We start from the raw sequence: 22494 nt of genomic DNA on the forward strand, positions 1-22494 counted from the left end.
TACCGAAATCGGAGGTACGACATGCCTGCATCCGCGAAGACTTTTCGGATCCTCGGCATCACACTGATCATGGGACTATCCGGCGTCATCGGTCTGAGCATTCCCGTTTCCGCGCAGGATTTCCCCAGCGACACCTGGCTCGGCATCTACCGCGGCGAGTCGAAGATCGGCTACGTCCAACTCCTCGCCGACAAGGAGACGTACAAGGAGAAACCCGGCTACCGATGCGACAGCAGGATCTTCACGCGCATCCTCGCCCTCGGGATGATGGTCGAGCAGGAGCTTCTGACGCGGATTCACCTGAACGAGCAGTTCCAGCCTCTGGCCGAGACCTTCGAGATGCGCTCCGGCGGCTCCGTGACGAAGATCGAGGCCGCATTTGAGGCGGAGAGAATCGTCGCTACCGTCTACTCCGAGGGCACCAAGACGAACAAGATCATCCCGATCCCGGAGGGAAGCACGCTGGTCGGCGACCTGATGTTCCTCCCCGCGACGCGCCGGCTCGAGATCGGCGAGAAGTTCGCATACGAGTATTTCAACCCGGCCGCTCTCGCGCTGGAGGACGTCTTCACGGAAGTGGTGCGGAAGGAGACGATCGAGGTAGACGGCGTCTCGCACGAAGCGCTCCTGCTCCGCAACATGACCTCGCTCGGCGAGATGAAGTGCTGGCTCGACGAGAAAGGCGGAGTCCTCAAGGTGTCCGCGATCCTGGGGCTGAACATGATCCGCGAGCCGCGCGAGAAGGCCCTCAAGTTCGACAATTCCTACCTGCCGCCGGAGGATCTGGCCGTCGCCACCTCCGCGCCGACCGACCGGGAGATCATCAGCCCCAGGTACGTCAGGGACATGACTATCCGGCTGGTGGGACTGGCGGACGAGAAACTCGCCATCTCCGACAAACGCCAGCAGGCGACCTACACGCCGGGCGAGCCTCCGGTCGGCGAGTTCAAGATCGCGGCGACGGACTTCGACCTCGACAAGGCGCCCAACCGCCCGATAAAGGACAGGAAGCTCGCAGAGTACCTGAAGGCGACGCCGTACATCCAGTCCGGCAACGAGGAGATCAAGGCGAAGGCGAAGGCGATCGTCGGCGACGAGACGAACGCCTACCTGGCCGCCGGGATGATCCGCGCGTGGGTCAACATCAACATGAAGTCCAAGGCGGACATCGGGATCATGCGCTCGGCGGTGGACGTGCTTCACGGGAAGACGGGCGTCTGCCGGGACTACGCGGTGCTCTATGCGGCGCTCGCGAGGGCCGCCGGCATCCCGACCAAGATGGTCTCCGGCCTGGTCTACTTCGAGGGGCGGTTCTACTACCACGCGTGGGCGGAGAGCTTCGTGGGCGAATGGGTGCCGCTAGACGCGACGCTGACGACGGACTTCGTGGACGCGACGCACATCAAGCTCGCGGAGGGCGAGGCGACCTCGATGTTCGACATGGTGAAGACGATGGGGGCGCTCAAGGCGGAAGTCATCCAGGCCGACTAGACTGCGGCCCGCACCTGATAAGGTCTCGGATCGGTGAGGTCATCCCGACCGCGCCGAGAACACGTACCGGCCCGATCCCACTCTCAAGACCGCCCGGCCGTCCTCCGTCCGCAGGAACTCCACGCCAACAGCGTCTTCCACGGGCCTGCCGCTCTCGAGGATGCTCTCGTGGTCATCTGAGGGGACATGTACCGTGGCCGTCGTATTCGGCGGCACCTCGACGCGCCACTCGAAGGTCCCGTCCTTGATGCTCCAGTCGCTCGCGATCCTGCCGTACATGGACTCGTGATGTGCCTTCGCTGAAGTCAGGCAGCCGGCCCGGGGGCGCATGATCGTGTGCTTGAACCCCGGGCAGTCCTCGTCCGGAGCTATGCCGGCGACATACTCGTGCAGCCACGTGAGGAGGTCCCCGATCTGCATCACATGGTTGCCGGAGTTCATCAAGGGGTCGCCCCGGTCTCCGTTCCACAGTTCCCAGACGGTCGTCGCTCCCTGCTCCACCATGTAACCCCAACTCGGGTAGCTCGTCTGCACGGCCAGCTTGTAGGCGACATCAGGCCTCCCGTTGTCCGACAGCACCCGCATGAGCCACTGGCATCCGATCATGCCCGTGCCGATGTGGCAGTCGCTCTTGACCAGTATGTTCTCGACCAGGTTGGCGACGACCCGCTCTTTCTGATCGTCCGGGACCAGGCCGTACGCCAGCGGGAGGACGCTCGATGTCTGAGTGCCATTGTCGTAGACGCCGGCCGCGGGATCGAAGAACCTGGCGTTGAACGCCGTCTTCATGCGGTCGGCCAGATCGCTGTATGCGGTTGCGTCGTCGGTCCTGCCCAGGAGCAGAGCGTAGCGGGCGATCAGGCGGAGGTCTTGGTAGAAGTAGGCTGTTGAGACCAGTCTCCGGTCGGTCACGCGGTTCGGATCAGCCGCGTGGATCATCTCCGGCGATTCGGGCGGCACGCACCAATCCCCGTACGTATCGTCGGGCAGTATGAAGTCGGCCAGGTTCGGGATCGTCTTTTCGACCCAAGCTCTCATGCAGGCGTAGTGGGTCTCCAGTATTCTAAGATCGCCGTACACATGGTAGAGATGCCCCGGAATGACGAGCGCGGCGGTCGGAAAGGTGACGCTGTTCGTGTAGAAAGGCCAGTAAGCGGGCGCGAGATCCGGGAGGCTGCCGTCCGCGTGCTGGGAGTCTTCCATGTCCCTGATCCACTTCGCGTAGAGCGCGGCGGTGTCGAACATGTACATCTCGCCCTTCGACACCTGCGCCCGATCTCCGAACCAGCCCTGACGCTCGTCTCTCTGCGGGCAGTCCGTGGGAATGCTTCGGTAGTTCCCTCTAACTCCCCAGTAGATGTTGCGGTAGATCCGGTTGAGGAGAGGGTGCGAGCACGAGAACTCGCCTGTTCTCTCCAGGGCATCGTGCACTACTAACCCCTCGATCGCGGAGAGATCGGGAGCGCCCGGGAACCCCGTTACCTCGACGTACCTGAAGCCGTGATACGTGAACCTCGGTTCATAGGCCTCGACGCCTCCGCCTTTCAGGGTGTAGACGTCGGTGACTTTTGCCGATCGGAGGTTGTCGAGGTAGAGCGTGCCGTCGGGCCTGAGCGTCTCGGAATGCTTCATGCAGACCCTGGTTCCCGCCGGCCCCTCGACCCGCAGGCGGCACCACCCGACCATGTTCTGCCCCATGTCGAAGATGTGGACCCCGGGCCTGGGACTGGTGATCGCTATGGGGCGCAGCGTGTCCATCACCCGGATCGGCTCGGACATCTCGGAACTCAGCGCGCCCGCCGGCGCATCAACCATCGCGGCGGCCTGCCAGTCCGAGTCCCGGAAACCCGGCTCGCTCCAGCCGTCCATCTCCCTGCGAGCGTCGTAGATCTCGCCGTCGTACTCGCTGTTCGCGCGGATAGGGCCCTCGTCGGTCAGCTTCCACGACTCGTCGCTCAGGACGGTCTCGGTCGAGCCGTCGTGATACTCGATCTCCAACTGCAGGAGGAGCTTGGGATAGCCGTAGTTGACCGTGTTCGTGGGCGCGCTGCGGCGCGGCGCGAAGTATCTTCCGTTGCCCAGGATAACCCCGAGTGCGTTGACGCCGGCCCGGAGGTTCTCCGTGACGTCGTACGTAACGTAGAGCGCGCGCTTGTTGTAGTCGGTGAGGCCCGGCGAGAGGACGTGATCGCCGATCCTGGCGCCGTTGACATACAACTCGGAGAGCCCGAGTCCGCACATATAGGCCGTGGCGCGCCTTACCGCTCCGCGCGCATCGAACTCCCGGCGGAGCATGCGCGCGGGCAGCCGGCGGTAGTCGTCCCCGGGGACCGTCGGAAACGGGGGTGTGCCGTTCCTGCCGAGCTCCTGGGCGCTCAGCCAGCCGGAGTCGTCGAATCCCTGTTCTTCCCACCCGTCGGTCTCGCTCGGCCAAGCTCTCCAGTTCGCGTCGGAGGTGATCGCCAGCGGCTCGCCGGAGTCGAACTCGGCGGTCAGCGCGCAGATGAGTCCTGACGGACGATCCGCATCGTCGCTCACTGAAGCCGCCACCGCGACGGTATTCGTTCCGGGCTTCAGGTATCTCTCGACGTCCACCTCGGAGAGCGGTGCGAAGATCGTCCGCGCCCATTCCGCGACCTGCTCGCCGTTGACTGAGACCGAGAACTTGCTCTGCGCGCCGATCGTGAGGCGGGCACCGCTTATCTCGCTCACGTTGGCTATTTCAACGGTTCGTCGGAAGCAGCGGGTCTTGCCGGAGGTCTCCGCGACCTGCGCGGATTCGTCGGGGGACCATATCCACCGTGCATCGGCCAGGCAGTCGGGGTTCTCGCCGCCGTCGAGGCCGATCCACGAGGCCTTCCAGTCCGCTGCGTCGAGAAGGCCCATCGTCCATGAGGCAGGGGCGCTCCACCCGGAGGGGTCTCCGCGGCCGTCCCAGACCCGGACCTTCCAGAAGCACCTGAGGCCGGATTTCAGGGGGTTGCCCGCATACGCGACGTGGATGGACCGGTCGGACTCGATCCTGCCGCTGTCCCAGAGATCGCCTTCGCCGCGAGCTAGGGCATCCTCGCTTCCCGATACCAGTATCTGAAAGGCGGTCTGGACCACGCCCCGTTCGGCGGACTCGAGGGTCCAGCTAAGGCGAGGATGCGCGACATCAACGCCCAGGGGATTGACCAGGTACTCGCACTTCAGGTCTCGAACGCTGACGCCTTCATGCATAGGGGGTGTCAAAGAGGAACAGGGTGGGTTAGTAATGCCAGTCCACGTCCGCGACTTCCTTCGCGTGGGCCTCGATGAACTCCCTGCGCGGCTCGACCTTGTCGCCCATCAGGCACGTGAAAACCTCGTCCGCCAGGATCGCGTCCTCCATCGCCACCTGCGCGATCGTCCGGTGCTCCGGGTTCATCGTAGTGTCGAATAGCTGGTCGGCGTTCATCTCGCCGAGACCCTTGAAGCGCTGGACCTTGATGTCCTTCTTGACCTTGATGCCCTTGAGTATCTCGTCGAGTTCCTTGTCCGTCCGCGCGTAGAACTGCTGGTCCTTGCCCGCGCTGACGCGGTAGAGCGGCGGCCGTGCGATGTATATGTGGCCGGTCTCGACGAGCGGCCTCATGTAGCGGAAGAAGAACGTCAGCAGCAGCGTGCAGATGTGGTCGCCGTCAACGTCGGCGTCGGTCATGATTATGACCCGATCGTACCGGAGCTTGCTCAGGTCGAACTTGTACCCGCTGTCCTTGCCGTTCCCGTTGCCGTTCTTACCGTTCTTGCCGTTCCCGTTTTTCCCGTTGCCGACGTGGACGTCCGCCTCGGTCTCGGCATCGGCCTCTTCGTCATCGCCGTCGTCCCCGGCCTCGATCTCCGCATCGTCCTCGGCGCCGGCGGCGTCACCGGGCTCGACCGCGGTCTCCTCTTCGCCGACCGCATCGAACAGCCCGGCGGTGTCCTCGTCCTCGTCGTTCTCCGACATCGCGCCCTTGGCGATGCCCGTGCCGAGAGCGGTGATGAGCGCCCTGATCTCCGCGTTCTCGAGCGCCTTGTCGAGCCGCGCCTTCTCTACGTTCAGGATCTTGCCCCTGAGCGGGAGCACGGCCTGGTAGCGCCGGTCGCGGCCCTGCTTCGCCGAGCCGCCCGCGGAGTCGCCCTCTACGAGGTAGATCTCGCACTTCGACGCGTCGCGCTCCGAGCAGTCCGCCAGCTTGCCCGGCAGCGACGAGTTCTCGAGCGCGCTCTGCCTCTTGACGAGGTCGGCGGCCTTCCGGGCGGCCTCGCGCGCGCGGCACGCCGTGAGCGCCTTGTCCAGGATGCGCTTTGCGATCGCCGGGTTCTCTTCGAGGAACTCGCCGAGGCCCTCGCCGACGATCGAGTTCACGATGCCTTCGAGCTCGCTGTTCCCCAGCTTCGTCTTCGTCTGCCCCTCGAACTGAGGGTTGAGCAGCTTGACGGAGATGACCGCGGTCAGGCCTTCGCGGACGTCGTCGCCCATGAAGTTGCTGTCCTTCTCCTTGAGCATCCCGCTCTTGCGCCCGTAGTTGTTTATCACGCGGGTCAGCGCGGTCTTGAAGCCGGATAGGTGGACGCCGCCCTCGGTCGTGTTGATGTTGTTGGCGAACGAGAGGATGTTCTCCTGGTAGCCGTCGTTGTACTGGAGGGCTATCTCGACGTCGTTGTCCTCGCGCTGGCGGGAGAAGTAGACGACCTTGTGGATCGGGTCCTTGTTGCGGTTCAGATGCTCCACGAACGCGGCGATGCCCGTCTTGTACTGGAACTCCTGGGTCTCGCCGGTCTCCTCGAGGGTGAAGGTGATCCTGACTTCCTTGTTGAGGTAGGCAAGCTCGCGTATCCTCTGGACCAGAAGTTCCTGGTGGTACACGATCTCGCCGAAAATCTCGTGGTCTGCGAGCCACCGGGTGTACGTGCCGGTGTTCTTCGCCTTGCCGATCTTCTTCAGCGGCGCCTTCGGTTCTCCGCGCTCATAGTCCTGCTCCCAGCACGCCCCGTCGCGGCACACCTCGACGTGGCACCACTCGGCGAGGGCGTTCACCGCTGACACGCCGACCCCGTGCAGGCCGCCGGAGACCTTGTACCCGCCGTCGCCGAACTTGCCGCCCGCGTGGAGGATCGTCATCGCGACCTCGACGCCGGATACGCCCTGCTCGGAGTGGATGTCCACCGGGATGCCGCGCCCGTTGTCGCGCACGGAGAGGCTGTTGTCCTTGTGAAGGGTGCAGTTGATCTCGGTCGCGTAGCCGGCCAACACCTCGTCTATGGAGTTGTCAACGACTTCATAGAAGAGATGATGGAGGCCCCTCGGGCCGGTTGACCCGATGTACATGGCAGGCCTCAGGCGCACGGCCTCCAGGCCCTTCAGGACGGTCAACTGGTCGGCGTCGTACTTGACGTCGTCGTTCTCGGGATTGATATTCGGTTCCTGATCGTCAGCAGCCATACGGGGTCAGATTCTCCTTGGTCCGCGAGCGGCCGCCGGGCGCGCGGGAAGCTCTTTCGGCGGGCGGCATCAACTGAAGAGATTATAGCAGAGTTCGAGGTCGCGGGTCAATGCCTCCGAGAGCGGTCAATGGGGATCGGCGGGGGCGAAATCGCGGGAAAACCCGGTATTTGTGCGGTTAAGTAAGCCTGACAGGTCGCCGACAATAGAATCAGGCGTGTCCCTTACTTACCTCCGTCGCGGGCTGCTCCGAGAGATCGGGGCGGCCCGTTTCCTTTTCAGGGCGAGATGTCCGCCGCCGCGCGGGGCCAGAGGACGCGCACGGGGAGCGCCTCCGGGCCGGCGGACGTCCCGCAGCGCATGATTCCGGTGACCCTGTAGTGCCCCGACGCGCTCGCCGGAAGGTCCGCGCCGACCTCGGAGAAGTCCACCTTGATCCCCCGCGCGGAGCCGTCGTTCAGGGCGGAGCCGTCGTCTATCCAGCAGACCCGCTGGCCCGGCCCGCCGCCCGAGGTCTTCCTCCCCCAGACAGTCACCAGCGACCCGATGCCGTTCAGGTTGGCCGACATCAACGGAGGATCGAGCGTCACGTCGTCAGCGACCCCCGGCTGCCGGCCGAACGGACCTCCGCCGGACGCGCGGTTGTTCATCGCCGCCGGGGAGGCATTCCCTGTCCCGCCGAGCGACATCACCTGCGCCGGCACGATGACTACCTCCTTGTCGTATGGCGCCGGGGCATAGGCCGTCTGCCCGATGATCGCGATCCTTCCGCCGACCGCCGGCATCGCGGGCACGGCGGAGTTCCTCAGAACGCCGATCCCCATCGAGCCGTCCCTGACGTAGAACATCGAGGCGCCGGAGAACGCGGCTGTCACCGTCGCGTCCTGCAGGTAGACCGTCGCGCCGATCTGGCTCTCCTTGACCTGCGAAACCGTCGGCGCGGCGGGCACGGCCGTGACCCTGAAGTTGTCCGCGCGCGTGCCGAGCATGTTGGAGTTGGTGGTGAAGAACTCGTGGAAGCCGATCCCCGCGAAGCCGTTCGAGAAGCTCGAATCGAGAACGTTGGCGATCAGATTCCCCCCGAGGTAGTAGCGGATGTTCCGGCCGACGCACTCGATCCGCATCTTCCGCCAGGCCGACGACGTATAGTAGAGAGGCGCGCTCGCCAGGAAGTCGGTCAGCGCGCCGTTGACGACCTTCCCCGCGCGGACGCGGCCGTTGTTCGTGTCGTAGGTCATCAGGTAGCAGTTGCCCCCGCCGAACGAGGTCAGCGTGAATGCGAAGTTGCCGTTGTCGCGCGCGATTATGCCGTACCTCTCGTACCCGTTCGCCGAGACGTCCGATCGGTACTGGCAGTAGACGTCCGCCTCGACGGCGTAGTCCCTGTCCGCGAGATCGCCGACGTGCACGACCTCGGCGCCGCCTGAGGGGTCCTTCACGGTGATGGCGTACCCGTCGCCTCCGGGTGCGGTCGGCGAGAAGGCGGAGACGGCGTTGTAGCAGAACTTGTCGTCCCACGGCAGAACGCGCCCGGACGACGGGAAGCTGTCCTGCAGCGGGAGGGTCGAAGCCGTGTCCTGCTTGACGAGCAGAACCGCGTTGCCGACCGCCCTCTGCGAGCCGTCCGACGGTACATTCCTCACCGTGCCGTCAACGACCATCGTCGTCGAGCCGCCGCCGTCGAGGTTGATCGCGTCGGTCGCCCCGATGCTGAGCATGAAGTCCGCCATCTCCTGGAATGTCATCCCGACGCTGACAGCCGATCTGCCGTCAACCGCCACGAGGAACAGGTGAGTCGCGTTCCAGCCGATGAGCGTCCGCGGGTTGCGCGCCTTGAACGAGTCCGACCAGTTGCTCCAGGTCGAGGTGTTCGCCGCGCCGTTCGCGAGTATCCATCCCGCGCCGGTGATGCCGAAGCGGGCGTTGTTGTACATGTTCGAGTTGATGTCGAGGAAGACGCGCACCCGGTCTCCGACCGAGACGTTCGCCGCGAGCGCCGCCGCCTTCGCCCCGTGCGCCGAGAGCACCAGCCCGCCGGCCGGGATCGCGTTGCTCAGCGACTGGGCGCCCGTGCGGACGGCAGTCACGGTCCCGGCGACTTCCTTGTCGGGCCGCATCGGGTAAGAGACGTTGGCGAGGACTACCTCGGTGCCCTCCGTGGTCGTGCGAGTGTAGGTGTCCCAGTCAACCGTGTAGCACACGAGCTGCTCGTCGGCGCGGGCGTAGTCAATCTTGTCCACCGCCAGGGTCGAGCCGTTGGCGAATGTGACCTTGTTGCCGCTCGAGCTCATGTTCCGCTCGATGCGCGACCAGCGGGCGTCGGTGAACATATATGTTTCCCACGAGCCGCTCGCAAGCTGGATGTAGCCGTTGGAGTTCACCAGGATGCCGGTCACGTCTATGCCCGTGCCGAAGAAACTGCCGTTCACGGCCGCAAGGACGTCGTGCGACGGCGGGGAGTCGTACCGGCCAGCGATCGTCGTGACGACCTCTCGGGACGTGTAGTTCCGCTTCTTCTGGGGGAACCCGAGCTTGAGCTTGTACTCCGGGTAGGAGAGATCCATCTTCACGACGTACGCCACATTCGGGTGCGGCAGGTTGTATACGGTGTACTCAACCCCGGGGGCGATCACGGCCGCCGATGCCGGCGCCGCGAGGAGCGGGCCGATCAGCCCCGCGAGAACGATGATTCTGGTCAGTTTCACGGTCAACCTCCGCCGTGCCGGCGGGCACGGTACCACACTCTATCATCGGCAGGAGTGACCGTCAACTGGTATAAATACCGGGGCGGGGCGCGCCCTTGACTTTGGGCGCTAACCGGGGCATCATTGGAGTCAGCATCATCCCAGGAGGAACCCCATGCCCGAACCGTTGATCGGCGAACTGAAATCGAGCCCGGTGATGAAGCGGTATCCCGGCAACCCCGTGCTCTCCCGCAAGGATATCCCATACAAGGCGAACCTGATCTTCAATGCGGGAGTGACGAAGTACCAGGGCCGGTACGTCATGGTCTTCCGCAACGACTACGGCGAGTTCCAGCCTCACCGGTTCGAGGGGACGAACCTCGGGCTCGCGTTCAGCGGCGACGGCATCGAGTGGGAGGTGTCCCCCACACCCTGCTGGGAACTGCAGGACGCTGAGATCAGCCGGGCATACGATCCGCGACTCACGGTGATGGACGGCCGCGTCTACATGTGCTTCGCGGTGGACACCCGGCACGGCGTCCGTGGCGGGATCGCGGTGACCGACGACTTCGACAAGTTCGAGATCATCTCGATGTCCGTGCCGGACAACCGCAACATGGTGCTCTTCCCCGAGAAGATCGGTGGGATGTACGTCCGGCTCGAGCGCCCGTTCCCGGTCTACAGCCGGGGTGGGGAGCGCTTCGACACGTGGATCTCCGACTCGGCCGACCTGAAGTACTGGGGCAACTCGAACCTCCTGCTGGCGGTCGAGGACGTGCCGTTCGCCAACACGAAGACCGGGCCCGCCGCGCCGCCGGTCAAGACGCCGAAGGGGTGGCTGACGTCGTTCCATGCGGTGGACGCCGATCCTTCGCGCGGGAAGAACGGCTGGGAGCCGGTGTGGAGAAAGCGCTACACGGCGGGGATTATGCTGCTCGAGCTGGACGACCCGTCGAAGGTGATAGGGCTGTACAAGGAGCCGCTCCTCGCGCCGGAGACGCCGTATGAGGTAGAGGAGGGTTTCCGAACCAATGTGATCTTCCCCGGCGGGATGGTGCTGGATGACTCGGGCGAGGTGAAGCTCTACTACGGAGCGGCGGACACCGTCGAGTGCCTGGCGACGGCGGACGTCGCGGATCTCCTGGCCCTCTGCGGTGCGTGAACCTGGGAATGGAATCCCCAGGCAAGTCAGGTGCAAAGCGAGCTGAAGCAGGCTTACTGTACTGCTGTCTCTCGGCTTGCTTCAGCCTGCTTGACGTGCGCCTCGCCTCGTCCTTCAGGTCGAGGACCGCTTGGTGCAGCGGTGTATTATCTCGCCTGACAGTCCGTAGGTCCTTATGGTCGTTGCATCCAGCCACTGCTCCGGCCTAATGACGGCGACCTCAAAACCGACTCTTGAGAGCCGCTCGAGGATATCGCTTCCGTACTGCCGGACGTGATCGGCCTGCCCGAAAAGCCTGATCCGCTGCGCTGGCGTGTATGCGTCCAGAGCCTCGATTGTCCGCTGTCCGTCCGTGGGGACCATCACCACGGCCCATCCGCCGTTCTTTAGCACCCGATACATCTCCGACATCGCCTTAGCGTCATCGGGAATATGTTCGAGCACGTGCAGGCACAGGATGCCGTCAAGGTGCTCAGTCTGCATCGGTATGTCGCACAGATCCATCCGGAAGTCTATCGCAGGCTTCTCTGCCAGGTCGCCCGCTAGATAGGTGAGGTCCGGGATCAGCCTCAGATGGTCGGAGAAGCACTGTTCGGGGGCAATATGCAGTAAGCTCAACTGGTTCTCGAAAAGTGGGGTACACGTCCTCAGGTAGAGCCAAACGAGCCTATGCCGTTCTAGCGCCCCACATCCGGGACACCGAGCACCCAGGCGGACAACAGAGCGATCGGATTGCACAACTCGTTGGGGTGCGAACCGTCGAAACCGACGATCGCAGATCGGACACTGGAACTCCCCGCCGCGAAGGGAAAGGCATTCTATCTGACGCCTGATCTTGCGAACCCAACGCAACCCGCTGCTGGGGACGATAGATTTGAACATCTGCTTCATCGCCAATGCGAATAGCACCTATGTCGGTTCATATGTCAGGAGGCGGTGGAGGGTCGCCACCGCCCGGATCATCTGAGTCCTCACCCACGGTGAACTGGCCTGGCTCAGTGGAGTATATGTACCTAGTGTTCTTAGCTCCAGTCTTCGCCACGGAACTGCCAGTACCTGACGGAAGCGGACCTGGGCTGTCATTGCTGTTCTTGGCGCCCACGCGCCAGAACAACCTCTGACCGTCCGCAACACCCCCCAGTTCCGAACAGTTGCTCAAGTCAACCGTCAGTTGGCTCGCACTACGATCTACGTCAACGCAGACAGTCTTAGCGCGAATGAACTGGTCACTTGTTGATACTTCGACACGGTAGCGGTCCGCGCCCTGAGACAACTCCCAGTTAAATGTGACGCTAATGAGAGGCGGACCTGCTGCGGGAACCGCGCTGCGGCATGCCGGAGGAGAGACATAAGTAGCGCTTCCGAGGTAGACGGGAGTGGTCTCCCTGTAAACCACTCTGCCGTCAGTCGAGCTTATGACGCGATACACCGCGGAGATCCAGTAGTGGTGAGTCTTGCCCACGGTGATGCCAGGCATGGTTTCCTGAGTGCACTGTGCCAGTTCGCCGTCAGTTCCGAAGCAGTACCAGGTGTAATCCAACCGCGTTGCGGTATCGTCAATGGAATGATGGTCAAAATGGCCTATGCCGCCACTGTACGGAACAGCAGTAACTACGTCAGGCACAAGAACCGGGCATGCAAGTGTAGAATCTCCGTCTGATTGAATATAGTTGCCGTAAACGTCGCGCCAGACATGGTACTCGACGATATCAGAGGACCTGATGCCCACAAAATCGTTCCAGCCGATGAATACGCCTCCGTCATCGAATGCCGACGTGATATCCGGCTCAGTCCCAGCGGCTGCAACGCCGGTGGTTACGGGCTCCACATCGGTCCACACGGCAAGACTCAGGCTCTTGTGCTGCCCAGCTTGTAGCGCGAACGGCTCCGTACAACTGGCAACCGGCGTCCCGACAGCTCCGGGCTGTCCATAGGCAGTCGCAACCGCAGCCAGGTTACCCGGGGGCAGGTCTTCGAAACTCACCGTGGACTCGTCTTCGTCTTCCAGACGATCTAAGACGGCGCTTGCGATCACCTGTGCACCGCTCCTGATCTCGATTCTCACGCTCAGAGCGGCTTCCGGTATAGGTCCTGAGGGTTCGGGCCAGGCAACAGATATGGATGCGCTACCCGTCACCGATCCGCCGGAGTGGCTGCCGCAGCCAGCGAGCAACGATAACACTAGTGCAGATACCATACCCACTAGAATTACCAATGGTCGGCGCACAGCATAAGCTCCTAGCAGGGTATCTTGAATGGGCCTCAAAGGTTACTCCGATCGGCCGGTGTTGAGCGGATTGGCGCAAGTAGGACAATGTGCACTCTCGAAAAGTATACTCGTTCCGCCGCCAGTATACATTCCGCCCTCAATATTATACCCCATACTCTTGCTCCCTCAATCCTGCAGATGGCCCCGCAGGTGTCTGCTCCTGATTCACATGATCGAAGCATCTGCTACCCTGGTGCACTGTCCAGCGATCGCGAGCACGATGTCACACTTCCAACAAGAAAGAGCGCTCACCGTCTAGGACCGAAGCCTGGGAATAGAATCCTTAGGCAAGTCGGGTGCAAAGCGAGCTGAAGCAGGCTCGTAGTGTCACAGATCGGAAGGAAGCTCGCTTCAGCCTGCTTGAGGTGCGCCTCGCCTCGTCCTTCAGGTCGAGGACCGCTTCGAGTAGACCTCCTTCACCGTCTTGTCCGCCTCGTCAATCCAGCCCTGGATCACCTCGCGGGGGACGCCCCACCGGTCGGAGGATGCCGGCACGTCCACATCCTCGTAGCCGACGTCCGACGTGCTCCGCGGGCTGTCAACCCACTTCACCTCCTTGGGGTCGAAACGATACAGGTTCAGGTAGTACTCGCTGTCCTTGTAGCCGATGATCATCGCCCCGTAGTAGTGCCCCTCGTACTCGTGCAGTTTCTCGTAGTCGAGCGTGCATCCGGGGTCGGACTCGCACTTCAGGCGCGCGACGGCGGTGAAGTCCTTCCAGCTCTGCCCGGCGTCTACGACCGGCGCGGGAGCAGGCGGCTTCTGTACCGGCGCCGCCGGCGGCTTGCATCCCGAGACGATGATCGCGGCTAACATGAGTGAGAACATCGAATACCGCATCGTGTTACCTCCTGGTCTCGAGCGTGTAGCTCCCCGCGGAAACCTCGACCCTGATCGCCCCGGTCGAGTCGGCGCGGAAGGTGGCGCCTTCGGTGAAACCGGTCTCGCGGAGGACGAGCCGCGCGCCCGGCGGGAGACCCTTCGCGGTCAGGGTGAATGCCCCGGCGGACCGGATGTCAACCGCGAAGTCCTTGCCTGCCCCGCGCAACGCGGCCTCGACCGACGAGCCGGTGATCGAGATGTCGTAGGGCCAGAGCGTGCCGGAGCCCTTGATCCGGTAGTTCGCCGGGAGCGCGATCGCCTTCGCCTTGAGCGCCTCCTCGTAGGCGTCGCGGTATCGTCCCTCGTCGAGGAGCTTCCGGGCGTTTCGGAGCAGGTCGGGGCGGCCCGTGCCCTTCATCTCCTCGATCAGGTTGATGGTATCCCTGCGCCAGGAGATCAGCAGGCTCTCCATGCGCCTGCGAACCATCTCCGGTGTCGGGTGCGCGAGCATCCGGGCTATCGGCGCCCAGCTCTCAGGCTCGCCCTGGTTCGTATGGTGAGAGAATCGGCAGCCGTTCTCGTACATGCCGCAGAGGTTCGGGATGAACCTGTAGGCGTTGTCGTCGCCGTGGCTCTCGTAGTCGGAACACGCCGCCCGCCCAATCTCCCGGGCGCGAAGGTAGTCCGACGGATCGCCGCCGAGCCCGACCCCGGCCTCGGGGTAGACCGCCTGCTCCCAGATCGGGTGGAACCGGTCGTCGAGCGGGTAGCCCTTGCCGCCGACCCAGTAGACGTAGTTGCTCGCCGCGCGGTCGTCCTTCGGGAACTCGATACGGTCGCCCTCGACGACGATCGCCTCCTTGCGGAGGTTCTCTCGCATAGTGTTCGAGATCATGCGGTTGAAATGCGTGGGATTGAGGTGCAGCCACATCTTCTCCCGCGCGTCGAGGCCGTCGGACGGATCGAGGTTCACCCCGTCCTTCGCGGCGTCCCGGATAACCCCCCAGTTGAAGTCCACGAGCATATCGAGGCGGGGCACGCCGTTATTCACGCGGCCGTAGCCGTCCTCGAAGACGTCCACGATCTTCGTCCAGTAGACCGGCTCGTCCTCGCCGATCATGCCGAGGAGGTTGCCGCCCATCCCCGCCTGCTCCATCGCCATGAGCCAGGGATTGAGCTTCCTGATGGCGTCGGCGATGCCTTTGGAGCGCGCCTCGTTCAGCACAGGGTCGTTCATGGTGAGCCAGGGGGTGCTCGCCCAGTGGTTCGGCGTGGTGAGGCCGTAGTGGACGTCGTACCAGCCGGGCTTGCAGGAGTCCATGTACTCCTTCAGGCCGGGATCGTGATACTCGTCGAACTTGCTCCAGGCGATCTGCTGGTACTCGATCGCGCCCAAAGTCTTCCCCTTGCCGTCGGGGGTCCGGAGCGGCGTGAACGACCATGTCGTAGGGTAGCCGGGGACGAAGGGCACGTTCTTCTCGATGATGAGCTTGCCTATGGAGTCGGCAAGCGCCTGCATCTGCTCCGGCCCCTTCTGGAGGTAGGCGAAGTCCACCGCGAACCCGATCGAGTCGCGCGCGCCCGCCCGCTCGAAGACCTCGATCCAGCGGTCCATCTCCTCGGAGTGCTTGGCGGCGTCGAAGCGTGTGAACCTCGGGCAGATGACCATCGGAAGCATGAAGCGGTTCTGCTCGCAGTAGGTCTCAAAACCGTCGTATACCCGAAGCGACCGGATGCGCATCCCGTAACCGGACGTGTCCCGGAGTGTGATCGTGGCCGCCGACTTGCCAGTTGCGGGGATGTCCACGAAGTAGGTCATCAGGCCGGGGCCGTCGTCCGCGAAGTCTCGCAGGTAGACCGACTTGCCGTCCACCAGCACGCGGTAGCGGGTGCGGTCGCCGTTGCGGCGCTCGTCGTTGACCTCCTGGACCTCGAGCGTCCACGTGCCGGACGCCGGGACCTTCATCCGGTAGCTGATCTCGCTCGGTCTGAAGGGCTTGACGGGCGCGGGCGGCGCATAGACCTCGAACTCCTGGATTCGGCGGTAGATAGCCTGGTGCTTCGGGCCGTTGATGCACCGCATCCGCAGCCTGCTGGTGGTGACGCCGAGTCCCGGAAGGGTGATGAGCGGACCCTTGTTCCCCCGCACGGCCGCGAGCGGGTTGGCGTGCCATCCGCCGGCCTTGTCGTCCCAGAACAGCAGGTCGAAGTCGCTCAGAGGGTAACTCGCCCAGGTCTTGACCATCACCTTGCCGACGACGACGGGCTTACCGAAGTCGAGGTCCCAAGTGGACTCCTTCTCGTCGGTGTGGACGTTGGTCCACGTCCCATCGCCGCCGTCGAGCGGGCCCCAGACGTCATAGCCGGGGGACGTGCTGCTGGCGGCCGGGCGCGGAAAGCCCTCCTTGGCGACATTCAGCGCCAGGTTCTTCGGCTCGGGGACGATCGCGGGCGTCGTCCGGCAGAGGTAGAACTCGCTCCGCAGGCCTATGTTTCCGCCGCACCGCTCGATCCTGGAGCCGGACTCCCGTAGTCCGTGCGCCTTCTCGGAAGCGGGATCGGAACACAGGACATAGTCGGTCTGCCCGGCGCAGAACACGCTCGGCGCCAGGAGGCAGGTGAGTATCCCGGCATGGAGTATTCGCATGATTGCTCACCGGTTTCTGAGATCGGTCTGTCTGCGGTACATTCGGCGAGCCTCTCGATATGCCCTGCGGGCTACTCGAGGAGAACGGTGGGGGTGTCCCCAGGCCAGAACCGTCCAGTCTCGAGCAGGTTTCACTGGAAACCATATCGAGAGATGGCCTACTTCACGCCTGTTTTCGGCTTCAGGTGCTTGTCCAGGAATGCGTCCACCTTGTCGTCCACATCCGCGCGGGGGGGCCACCCGTGCCTGCCGCCCTTCACGAGGTAGAAGTCCGACTCGACGCCCGCCGCTCTGAGGACCTTGTTTAGCAGCTCACCCTGGCTCGCGGGCGTCAGAGGGTCCTGGTCGCCGTGGAATATGTAGAACGGCGCGTCGTCCTTCGAGGCGTAGGTTGTCGGGCTGGCCTTTCTGCACAGGTCCGGGTGCTCGAAGTACTTCTCCACGCCGAGCAGGCGGGAGATAGACTCGTTCCCGTCCATGGGCAGGAAGCGCTCCGTGGACTTCCCCGCCTTCGCCAGCTCGTAGATCGCAAGGAAGTCGGTCATGCCGAAGTACTCCAGCACGGCCTGAACGCGGCTCGAGTACCCAGGCCAGCCGCTCTTGCCCTCGAACTCCCTGATGCCGCCGGTGACGCCGAGCATCGCGACGAGGTTGCCCCCTGCCGAACTGCCCCACACGCCGATGCGGCGCGGGTCGAGATTGTACTCCTTCGCATGGGCGCGGAGGAACCGGATGGCGCACTTGCAGTCCTGGAGGTGTTCCGGGAAGGCGACCTCGCCGCCGAGTCGGTAGTCTATCGTGACTCCGAGATATCCGCGTTTGACGAAGCGCATCAGGCGCGGGTAGCCCGACGTCTTGCTGCCTCCCGTGAAGCCGCCGCCGTGAATCCACACCAGTACCGGCATCGGGTCCTTCGGGGCGTCCTTCAGGCGCAGTATGTCCAGCCTGTGCTTGGGATGGTCGTCCCTCGCGTACTGGATATCCCGGAGGAGTTCCATGCCGTCCGGAACCTGCCACTCCGGCTTGGGCGCGGGTTCGTCTGCCGCTTCCTGCGCCTTCAGCGCGCCGACCGCGAGAAGCAGGACCGCCAGAACGGAGACAAACAGATTCAGCTTGATCATTTCGGGTTGCTCCCTTTTCGCAGGTGTTTGTCGAAGAACTCGGCGACGGTCTTGTCCGCGTCATACTTCGGGCCGAAGCCGTGGCCCGCGCCCTCCAATACCTTCAGCGTGGCGTCGACTCCGGTCTTCTTGAGCGCGTCGTAGAAGACCTGGCTCTGGCTCAACGGGACGAGCGGGTCCTGGTCGCCGTGCATGATAAGAAAGGGCGGGTCGTCCTTCGAGACATAGGTGATCGGGCCGGCCTGCCTCGCAACGTCCCGCTTCTCGGAGAACGGCCCGCCGAACAGCTTGGAGATCACTCCACCGGCCACCTCGTTCTCCAGCTTCACGATATCGATCCCCTTCTTGGTCACTTCCTCGGCCCAGTAGAGGAAGTCGGTCGGGCCGAACCAGTCGCAGACGGCCTGAACGCGGCTGGAGTAGCCGGCCCATCCGCCTCTTCCCTCCAGTTCCCTTCGGCCGGCGGAAGTGCCGAGCAGCGCGACGAGGTGTCCCCCGGCCGAACCGCCCCACACTCCGATGCGCTTCGGGTCGGCGTTGTACTGCTTCGCATGAGCGCGCATCCAGCGGATCGCGCACTTGCAGTCCTCGATCTGAGCGGGGAACGGGGCAATGCCGGTAAGCCGGTAGTTGATCGTGGCGCAGAAATAGCCTTTCTGTGCGAGCGGGATCAGGTGCGGCATGCCGCCCTGCTTGTCGCCGGCCGACCATCCGCCGCCGTGGATGAAGATTACCACCGGCATCGGATCCTTCGGCTGGGCCTTAGGTCGCACGATATCGAGCTTCAGGGATACGTCGCCGCCCTTGCCGTACTCCACGTCGCGGATGACTTCCACGTCAGATGGAATCTGCTGTCCCTGCACGAGCGCGGGGATGCAGATCAAGAGGGCGATCAGGACGGCGAGACTGAGTCTGAGGTGTCTTTTCATGGTATCACTTCCTTCGGGTACGGCTACTCACCAAGACGGCCGGCGAGATGGATTGTTCAGGCGCCCTACTCCACGCCGGTCAGCTTGAAGACGTACGCATGCTCGCGCGGAAGCTCATCAGGCGCGATCTGCGGGACGACGATGACCATCTTGCCGTCCCTGGCGCCCCACTTGAGGGGGCCGGGCATGCCGAGCATCTCGACGGTCGCGTTCGGCGACGGCTTCGGGGCGCTGAGCACGAGTTCCTGGCCCGGCCAACGCTTGACGATCGCATAGAGCGCGCCGTCCTTCGCCGTGTAGCACACGTCTCCTTCCGAGGAGACCCGCCACTGCTTCGTGCCGTAGATCGCCTCGCCGTTGACCTTCAGCCAGTCGCCGATCTGGAGGAGGCGCTCCTCCATGATGACCGGGATCGTGCCGTCGGCGGCGGGACCGATGTCGAGGAGCAGGTTGCCGCCATTGCTGACCGTCTCGACCAGCAGGTGGATCAGTTCCTTCGCGGACTTGTAGTCCTCCAGGCGCTCATTTCGGTTGAAGCCGAACGACGCGCCGATGCCGCGGCACTCCTCCCACTTGCGGTTCTCGGCGAGGGTGAGATCCGCGCCGAGATGGATCTGGCCGTACTCGGTGGTGAAGTAGCCGCCGTGGGCGCTCCGAGTCTCCTTGCCCCACCGGTCGTTGACCGCCACCTCATCCTTCACGGGCGACTCATTGAAGAGCCACGCGAGGAACTCGACGCTCTTCCAGTCCTCGCTCGGTTTCTCCCACTCGCCGTCGGTCCAGACGAGCGAAGGCTCGTACCGGGTCACGAGGTCCTTCATCTGCGGGATCATGTGCTCGTCCACGTACCGCGGGAGGTCGTGGAGGTAATCGGGGTTGTACCACTCATAGAGCGAGTAGTAGAAGCCCATCTTGATGCCCCGCGCCTTGACCGCCCCCGACAGGTCGCCGCAGATGTCGCGATGAGGGCCGATGTCAACGCTGTTCCAGTTCCAACTGTGCCTGCTCGGCCAGAGGCAGAATGCGTCGTGGTGCTTGGAGGTAAGGACGATGTACTTCGCGCCCGCCCGGTCGAAGAGGTCGGCCCACCGGTCGGGATCGAACATCTCGGCCTTGAACTGCGGGGCGAAGTCCTGGTACCGGAACTTCTCGCCGTAGACCTCCGGGTGCCGCTTGTGGGTCGGATGCTTCGGATCGTTCATGTGGTGCCAGTACCACTCGGCATAGCTGTCCGCCGCGCCGCCGGTCGGCGCCCAGGCGGGGACGGAATAGACTCCCCAGTGGATGAAGATGCCGAACTTGGCGTCGTCTACCCAGCGAGGCACGGGCCGCTTGTCGAGCGATTCCCATTTGGGTTGGTACATGCTTTCTCCTTGTCAGTCCACCCCGGTGAGCTTGAAGGCATAAGCGTGGCGGCAGGGCACTTCGTCCACCGACATCTGCGGGACCTGGATGGTGAGTTTGCCGTCCCTGCTCTTCCATTTCAGCGGTTGGGCGATGCCGAGCATCGTGACCGTCGTGCTCTTCGAAGACTTCGGCGTGGTCAGGACCAGTTCCTTGCCCGGCCAGCGCTTGATGACGGCATAGACCGCGCCGTCTTTGGAAGTATACCAGACGTCGCCCTCCGAAGCGACCCGCCAGGGCTTCGTGCCGTAGATCGCCTCGCCGTTGACCTTCAGCCAATCGCCGATCTCGATGAGCCGCTGCTCCATGATGACCGGGATGCGCCCGTCGGCGGTCGGGCCGATGTCGAGCAGCAGGTTGCCGCCCCTGCTGACGAGGTCCACAAGCATGTGGATCATCTCGGCCGCCGACTTATAGTCGCCGAGGTCCTCGTTGCGGTTGTAGCCGAACGATGCGCCCATGCCCCGGCACTCCTCCCACTTGTGCGTGGCGAGAGCCGGGTTGTTCCCGCCGTGACCGTATTCGGTGGTGTAGAATCCGCCGTGCTTGCCGCGGGTGTCGCTCCCCCAGCGGTCGTCAATCACGACCTCGTCCTTGACGGCCGACTCGTTGTAGAGCCACGCGATGAACTCGGTGCTCCGCCAGGTCGCGCTCGGATGACCCCACTCGCCGTCGGTCCAGACGAGCGACGGCTGGTACCGCGCCACGAGGTCCTTCATCTGCGGGAGCATGTGCTGTTCGACGTAGCGCTTCACGTCGGAGCGATAGATCGGGTTGAACCACTCGTACATGGAGTAGTAGAAGCCCATCTTGATGCCGCGCGCCTTCACCGACTTGGTGAGGTCGCCGCAGAGGTCGCGGTGCGGGCCGATATCAACGCTGTTCCAGTTCCACGATTCGGCGCTCGGCCATAGAGCGAATCCCTCGTGGTGCTTGGACGTCAGAACGATGTACTTCGCGCCGGAGCGGGCGAAGATGTCCGCCCACTGGTCGGGGTCGAACAGCTCGGCCTTGAACTGCGGGGCGAAGTCCTGGTACTGGAACTTCTCGCCGTACTTCTCGAGGTGGTACTTCCAGGTCTCGCCGTTCTTGTTCTGCATGTGCTGCCAGTACCACTCGGAGTACTGCCCCTTCGGCCCCCACGCGGGGACGGAGTAGACGCCCCAGTGGATGAAGATGCCGAACTTGGCGTCGTCATACCACCCCGGGATCGGCCGCGCGTCGAGCGATTCCCAGGTAGGCTGGTACGCAGCCTGGGCGGATGCTATGGTGGCGATCAGGATGATCAGTACGGTGATCGTACGCATGTATCCCTCCGTGTTACGGACTGGTGTATTCAGGGTCTCTCAGCCAGCCGGTAGGGTTGACCTCGATGTACCGGCGGATAGCATTCAAGGACTTCTCGCTCCGGATGACGTGCTCGTAGTAGTTGCGCTGCCACACTGTTCGACCGGGGCTGCGGTTTACCCTGTTGATCCGGCGCGTTGACACGGATTTGAAGTTCTGCACAATCGCTGCTACTGACTGCGGCTTAGTCCCGTGAGATGGTAGCTGTAGGGGCGAAGCATTGGCGATTATCAAGTCAAGTTTGCGGTATTCGAAGGGCCAATGCTTCGCCCCTACAGTGACGTTCGTTGAACGAGCGTTAGAATACCTTCCGCAAAACCGAGCAGCCGGGTGGAGAGACGGGCCTGGGTCGCGGATGTGTCGAGGATCAGGATGTTCGGGCGGTAGGCGGGGGAGGGTGCCTGGTCCATCGTAGCGGGAACGATAAGCGACGCGTCGAGGCCGAATGTCGCGGCGACCTTCACTGCGAACTCGTAGCGGGTGGACGACTCCGGGCATGCCGCGTGGAAGACTCCCGTGAGCCTCCGTTCGGCGATCTCCAACAGAACCTCCGCCAGGTTAGACGCGGGGATCGGGCATCGTCGCTGATCGGTGAACGCGGTCATCGGCTTCCCGGCCCGAAGCGACTCGACGATCCTGTCCGAGAACGAGTTCAGGTTCGGGAAGATCCGCGGGCCGTAGATGATCGAGGTGCGGACGATCGCGGTCTCGATCTCGGAGGCGAGGACGGCGGCTTCGGCGGCGGCCTTGGTCAGGCCGTAGTAGTTCGGCGGGCTGAGGTGGTCGCCCTCGGAGTAGGGGTTCTGCTCTCCGCTGAAGACGAGGTCGGTCGAGACATGGACGAAGTGGGCGCAGACGCATTCGGCGGCGCGGGCCAGGTTGTCGGTCCCGACGACGTTGGTATCCCAGGCGAGGCGCTTGTTCTCCTCGCAGACGTCCGGCTTCGCCTGTGCCGCCGTGTGGATGATGACATCCGGGCGGATGCGCCCGACCGCGTCCGTCACCTGTACGGAATCGCTGATGTCGAGCCGCTCGACTCGGACGCCCGGCAGCTCGACCGCGTTACCGGAGCAGGTCGCGGTCACGTCCCATCCCGCGGCGGCCGCCTGGGCCGCCGCGTAGCTGCCGAGCATCCCGCTTCCGCCTGTTACGAGCAGTCTGGCCATAGG

General features: G+C 63.7%; 15 protein-coding genes. 2 read left to right on the forward strand and 13 right to left on the reverse strand.

Annotation, left to right across the window (positions count from 1 at the left end; all coding sequences use genetic code 11):
* Positions 1-21 precede the first annotated feature (21 nt).
* Positions 22-1491 (forward strand): transglutaminase domain-containing protein, encoded by a 1470-nt coding sequence (locus KBC96_11475; GenBank protein ID MBP6965016.1) that lies wholly within the window; start codon positions 22-24, stop codon positions 1489-1491.
* A gap of 39 nt (positions 1492-1530) precedes the next feature.
* On the opposite strand, the gene KBC96_11480 is transcribed toward KBC96_11475, so the two are convergent.
* The 3 genes from KBC96_11480 to KBC96_11490 all read right to left on the reverse strand — a co-directional run bounded on the left by KBC96_11480 (position 1531) and on the right by KBC96_11490 (position 9645).
* On the reverse strand, positions 1531-4713 hold the full coding sequence (locus tag KBC96_11480) for a family 78 glycoside hydrolase catalytic domain (GenBank protein ID MBP6965017.1): 3183 nt from the start codon (positions 4711-4713) through the stop codon (positions 1531-1533).
* A gap of 28 nt (positions 4714-4741) precedes the next feature.
* The gene (locus tag KBC96_11485) at positions 4742-6940 is read right to left on the reverse strand and encodes a type IIA DNA topoisomerase subunit B (GenBank protein MBP6965018.1); all 2199 of its coding nucleotides are present in this window, start codon (positions 6938-6940) and stop codon (positions 4742-4744) included.
* A gap of 278 nt (positions 6941-7218) precedes the next feature.
* On the reverse strand, positions 7219-9645 hold the full coding sequence (locus tag KBC96_11490) for a phosphodiester glycosidase family protein (protein MBP6965019.1): 2427 nt from the start codon (positions 9643-9645) through the stop codon (positions 7219-7221).
* 154 nt (positions 9646-9799) lie between these two features.
* On the opposite strand from KBC96_11490, the gene KBC96_11495 reads away from it, so the two are divergent.
* Positions 9800-10786: a glycoside hydrolase family 130 protein gene (locus KBC96_11495; GenBank protein MBP6965020.1), complete on the forward strand. Its 987-nt coding sequence runs from the start codon at positions 9800-9802 to the stop codon at positions 10784-10786.
* A 114-nt stretch (positions 10787-10900) separates the two neighbouring features.
* Here the strand turns inward: KBC96_11495 and KBC96_11500 are convergent, their stop codons facing one another.
* From KBC96_11500 to KBC96_11545, 10 genes are all read right to left on the reverse strand, one after another.
* Positions 10901-11404: a methyltransferase domain-containing protein gene (locus KBC96_11500; protein MBP6965021.1), complete on the reverse strand. Its 504-nt coding sequence runs from the start codon at positions 11402-11404 to the stop codon at positions 10901-10903.
* 301 nt (positions 11405-11705) lie between these two features.
* Positions 11706-12851: a hypothetical protein gene (locus tag KBC96_11505; GenBank protein MBP6965022.1), complete on the reverse strand. Its 1146-nt coding sequence runs from the start codon at positions 12849-12851 to the stop codon at positions 11706-11708.
* A 588-nt stretch (positions 12852-13439) separates the two neighbouring features.
* Positions 13440-13895 carry a hypothetical protein gene (locus KBC96_11510; protein MBP6965023.1) on the reverse strand — a complete coding sequence of 152 codons (456 nt, stop codon included), beginning with the start codon at positions 13893-13895 and terminating at the stop codon, positions 13440-13442.
* A 4-nt stretch (positions 13896-13899) separates the two neighbouring features.
* Positions 13900-16524, reverse strand: a complete 2625-nt coding sequence (locus KBC96_11515; protein MBP6965024.1) for a hypothetical protein — start codon at positions 16522-16524, stop codon at positions 13900-13902.
* 158 nt (positions 16525-16682) lie between these two features.
* The gene (locus KBC96_11520) at positions 16683-17645 is read right to left on the reverse strand and encodes an alpha/beta hydrolase (protein ID MBP6965025.1); all 963 of its coding nucleotides are present in this window, start codon (positions 17643-17645) and stop codon (positions 16683-16685) included.
* Complete coding sequence (locus tag KBC96_11525; protein ID MBP6965026.1) at positions 17642-18574, reverse strand: alpha/beta hydrolase; 933 nt, start codon at positions 18572-18574, stop codon at positions 17642-17644. Before KBC96_11525 ends, KBC96_11520 begins: the two co-directional genes overlap by 4 nt.
* 65 nt (positions 18575-18639) lie before the next feature.
* Positions 18640-19938, reverse strand: a complete 1299-nt coding sequence (locus KBC96_11530; protein MBP6965027.1) for an alpha-L-fucosidase — start codon at positions 19936-19938, stop codon at positions 18640-18642.
* A gap of 12 nt (positions 19939-19950) precedes the next feature.
* A complete protein-coding gene (locus tag KBC96_11535) occupies positions 19951-21285 on the reverse strand; it encodes an alpha-L-fucosidase (protein ID MBP6965028.1) in 1335 nt (444 codons plus the stop codon).
* A gap of 13 nt (positions 21286-21298) precedes the next feature.
* Entirely contained in the window at positions 21299-21487 is a 189-nt protein-coding gene (locus KBC96_11540; GenBank protein MBP6965029.1) for a transposase, read from the reverse strand.
* Positions 21488-21597: 110 nt separating this feature from the next.
* Complete coding sequence (locus KBC96_11545; protein MBP6965030.1) at positions 21598-22491, reverse strand: SDR family oxidoreductase; 894 nt, start codon at positions 22489-22491, stop codon at positions 21598-21600.
* Positions 22492-22494 lie beyond the last annotated feature (3 nt).

Source organism: Armatimonadota bacterium (genome assembly GCA_017993055.1).
Lineage (GTDB): Bacteria > Armatimonadota > UBA5829 > DTJY01 > DTJY01 > JAGONM01.

Excerpts from the sequence above, each read along its gene's own strand:
- KBC96_11475 (MBP6965016.1), top strand. The coding sequence starts at position 22 with ATGCCTGCATCCGCGAAGACTTTTCGGATCCTCGGCATCACACTGATC.
- KBC96_11480 (MBP6965017.1), bottom strand. The coding sequence starts at position 4,713 with ATGCATGAAGGCGTCAGCGTTCGAGACCTGAAGTGCGAGTACCTGGTC.
- KBC96_11485 (MBP6965018.1), bottom strand. The coding sequence starts at position 6,940 with ATGGCTGCTGACGATCAGGAACCGAATATCAATCCCGAGAACGACGAC.
- KBC96_11495 (MBP6965020.1), top strand. The coding sequence starts at position 9,800 with ATGCCCGAACCGTTGATCGGCGAACTGAAATCGAGCCCGGTGATGAAG.
- KBC96_11510 (MBP6965023.1), bottom strand. The coding sequence starts at position 13,895 with ATGCGGTATTCGATGTTCTCACTCATGTTAGCCGCGATCATCGTCTCG.
- KBC96_11515 (MBP6965024.1), bottom strand. The coding sequence starts at position 16,524 with ATGCGAATACTCCATGCCGGGATACTCACCTGCCTCCTGGCGCCGAGC.
- KBC96_11520 (MBP6965025.1), bottom strand. The coding sequence starts at position 17,645 with ATGATCAAGCTGAATCTGTTTGTCTCCGTTCTGGCGGTCCTGCTTCTC.
- KBC96_11525 (MBP6965026.1), bottom strand. The coding sequence starts at position 18,574 with ATGAAAAGACACCTCAGACTCAGTCTCGCCGTCCTGATCGCCCTCTTG.
- KBC96_11530 (MBP6965027.1), bottom strand. The coding sequence starts at position 19,938 with ATGTACCAACCCAAATGGGAATCGCTCGACAAGCGGCCCGTGCCTCGC.
- KBC96_11535 (MBP6965028.1), bottom strand. The coding sequence starts at position 21,285 with ATGCGTACGATCACCGTACTGATCATCCTGATCGCCACCATAGCATCC.
- KBC96_11545 (MBP6965030.1), bottom strand. The coding sequence starts at position 22,491 with ATGGCCAGACTGCTCGTAACAGGCGGAAGCGGGATGCTCGGCAGCTAC.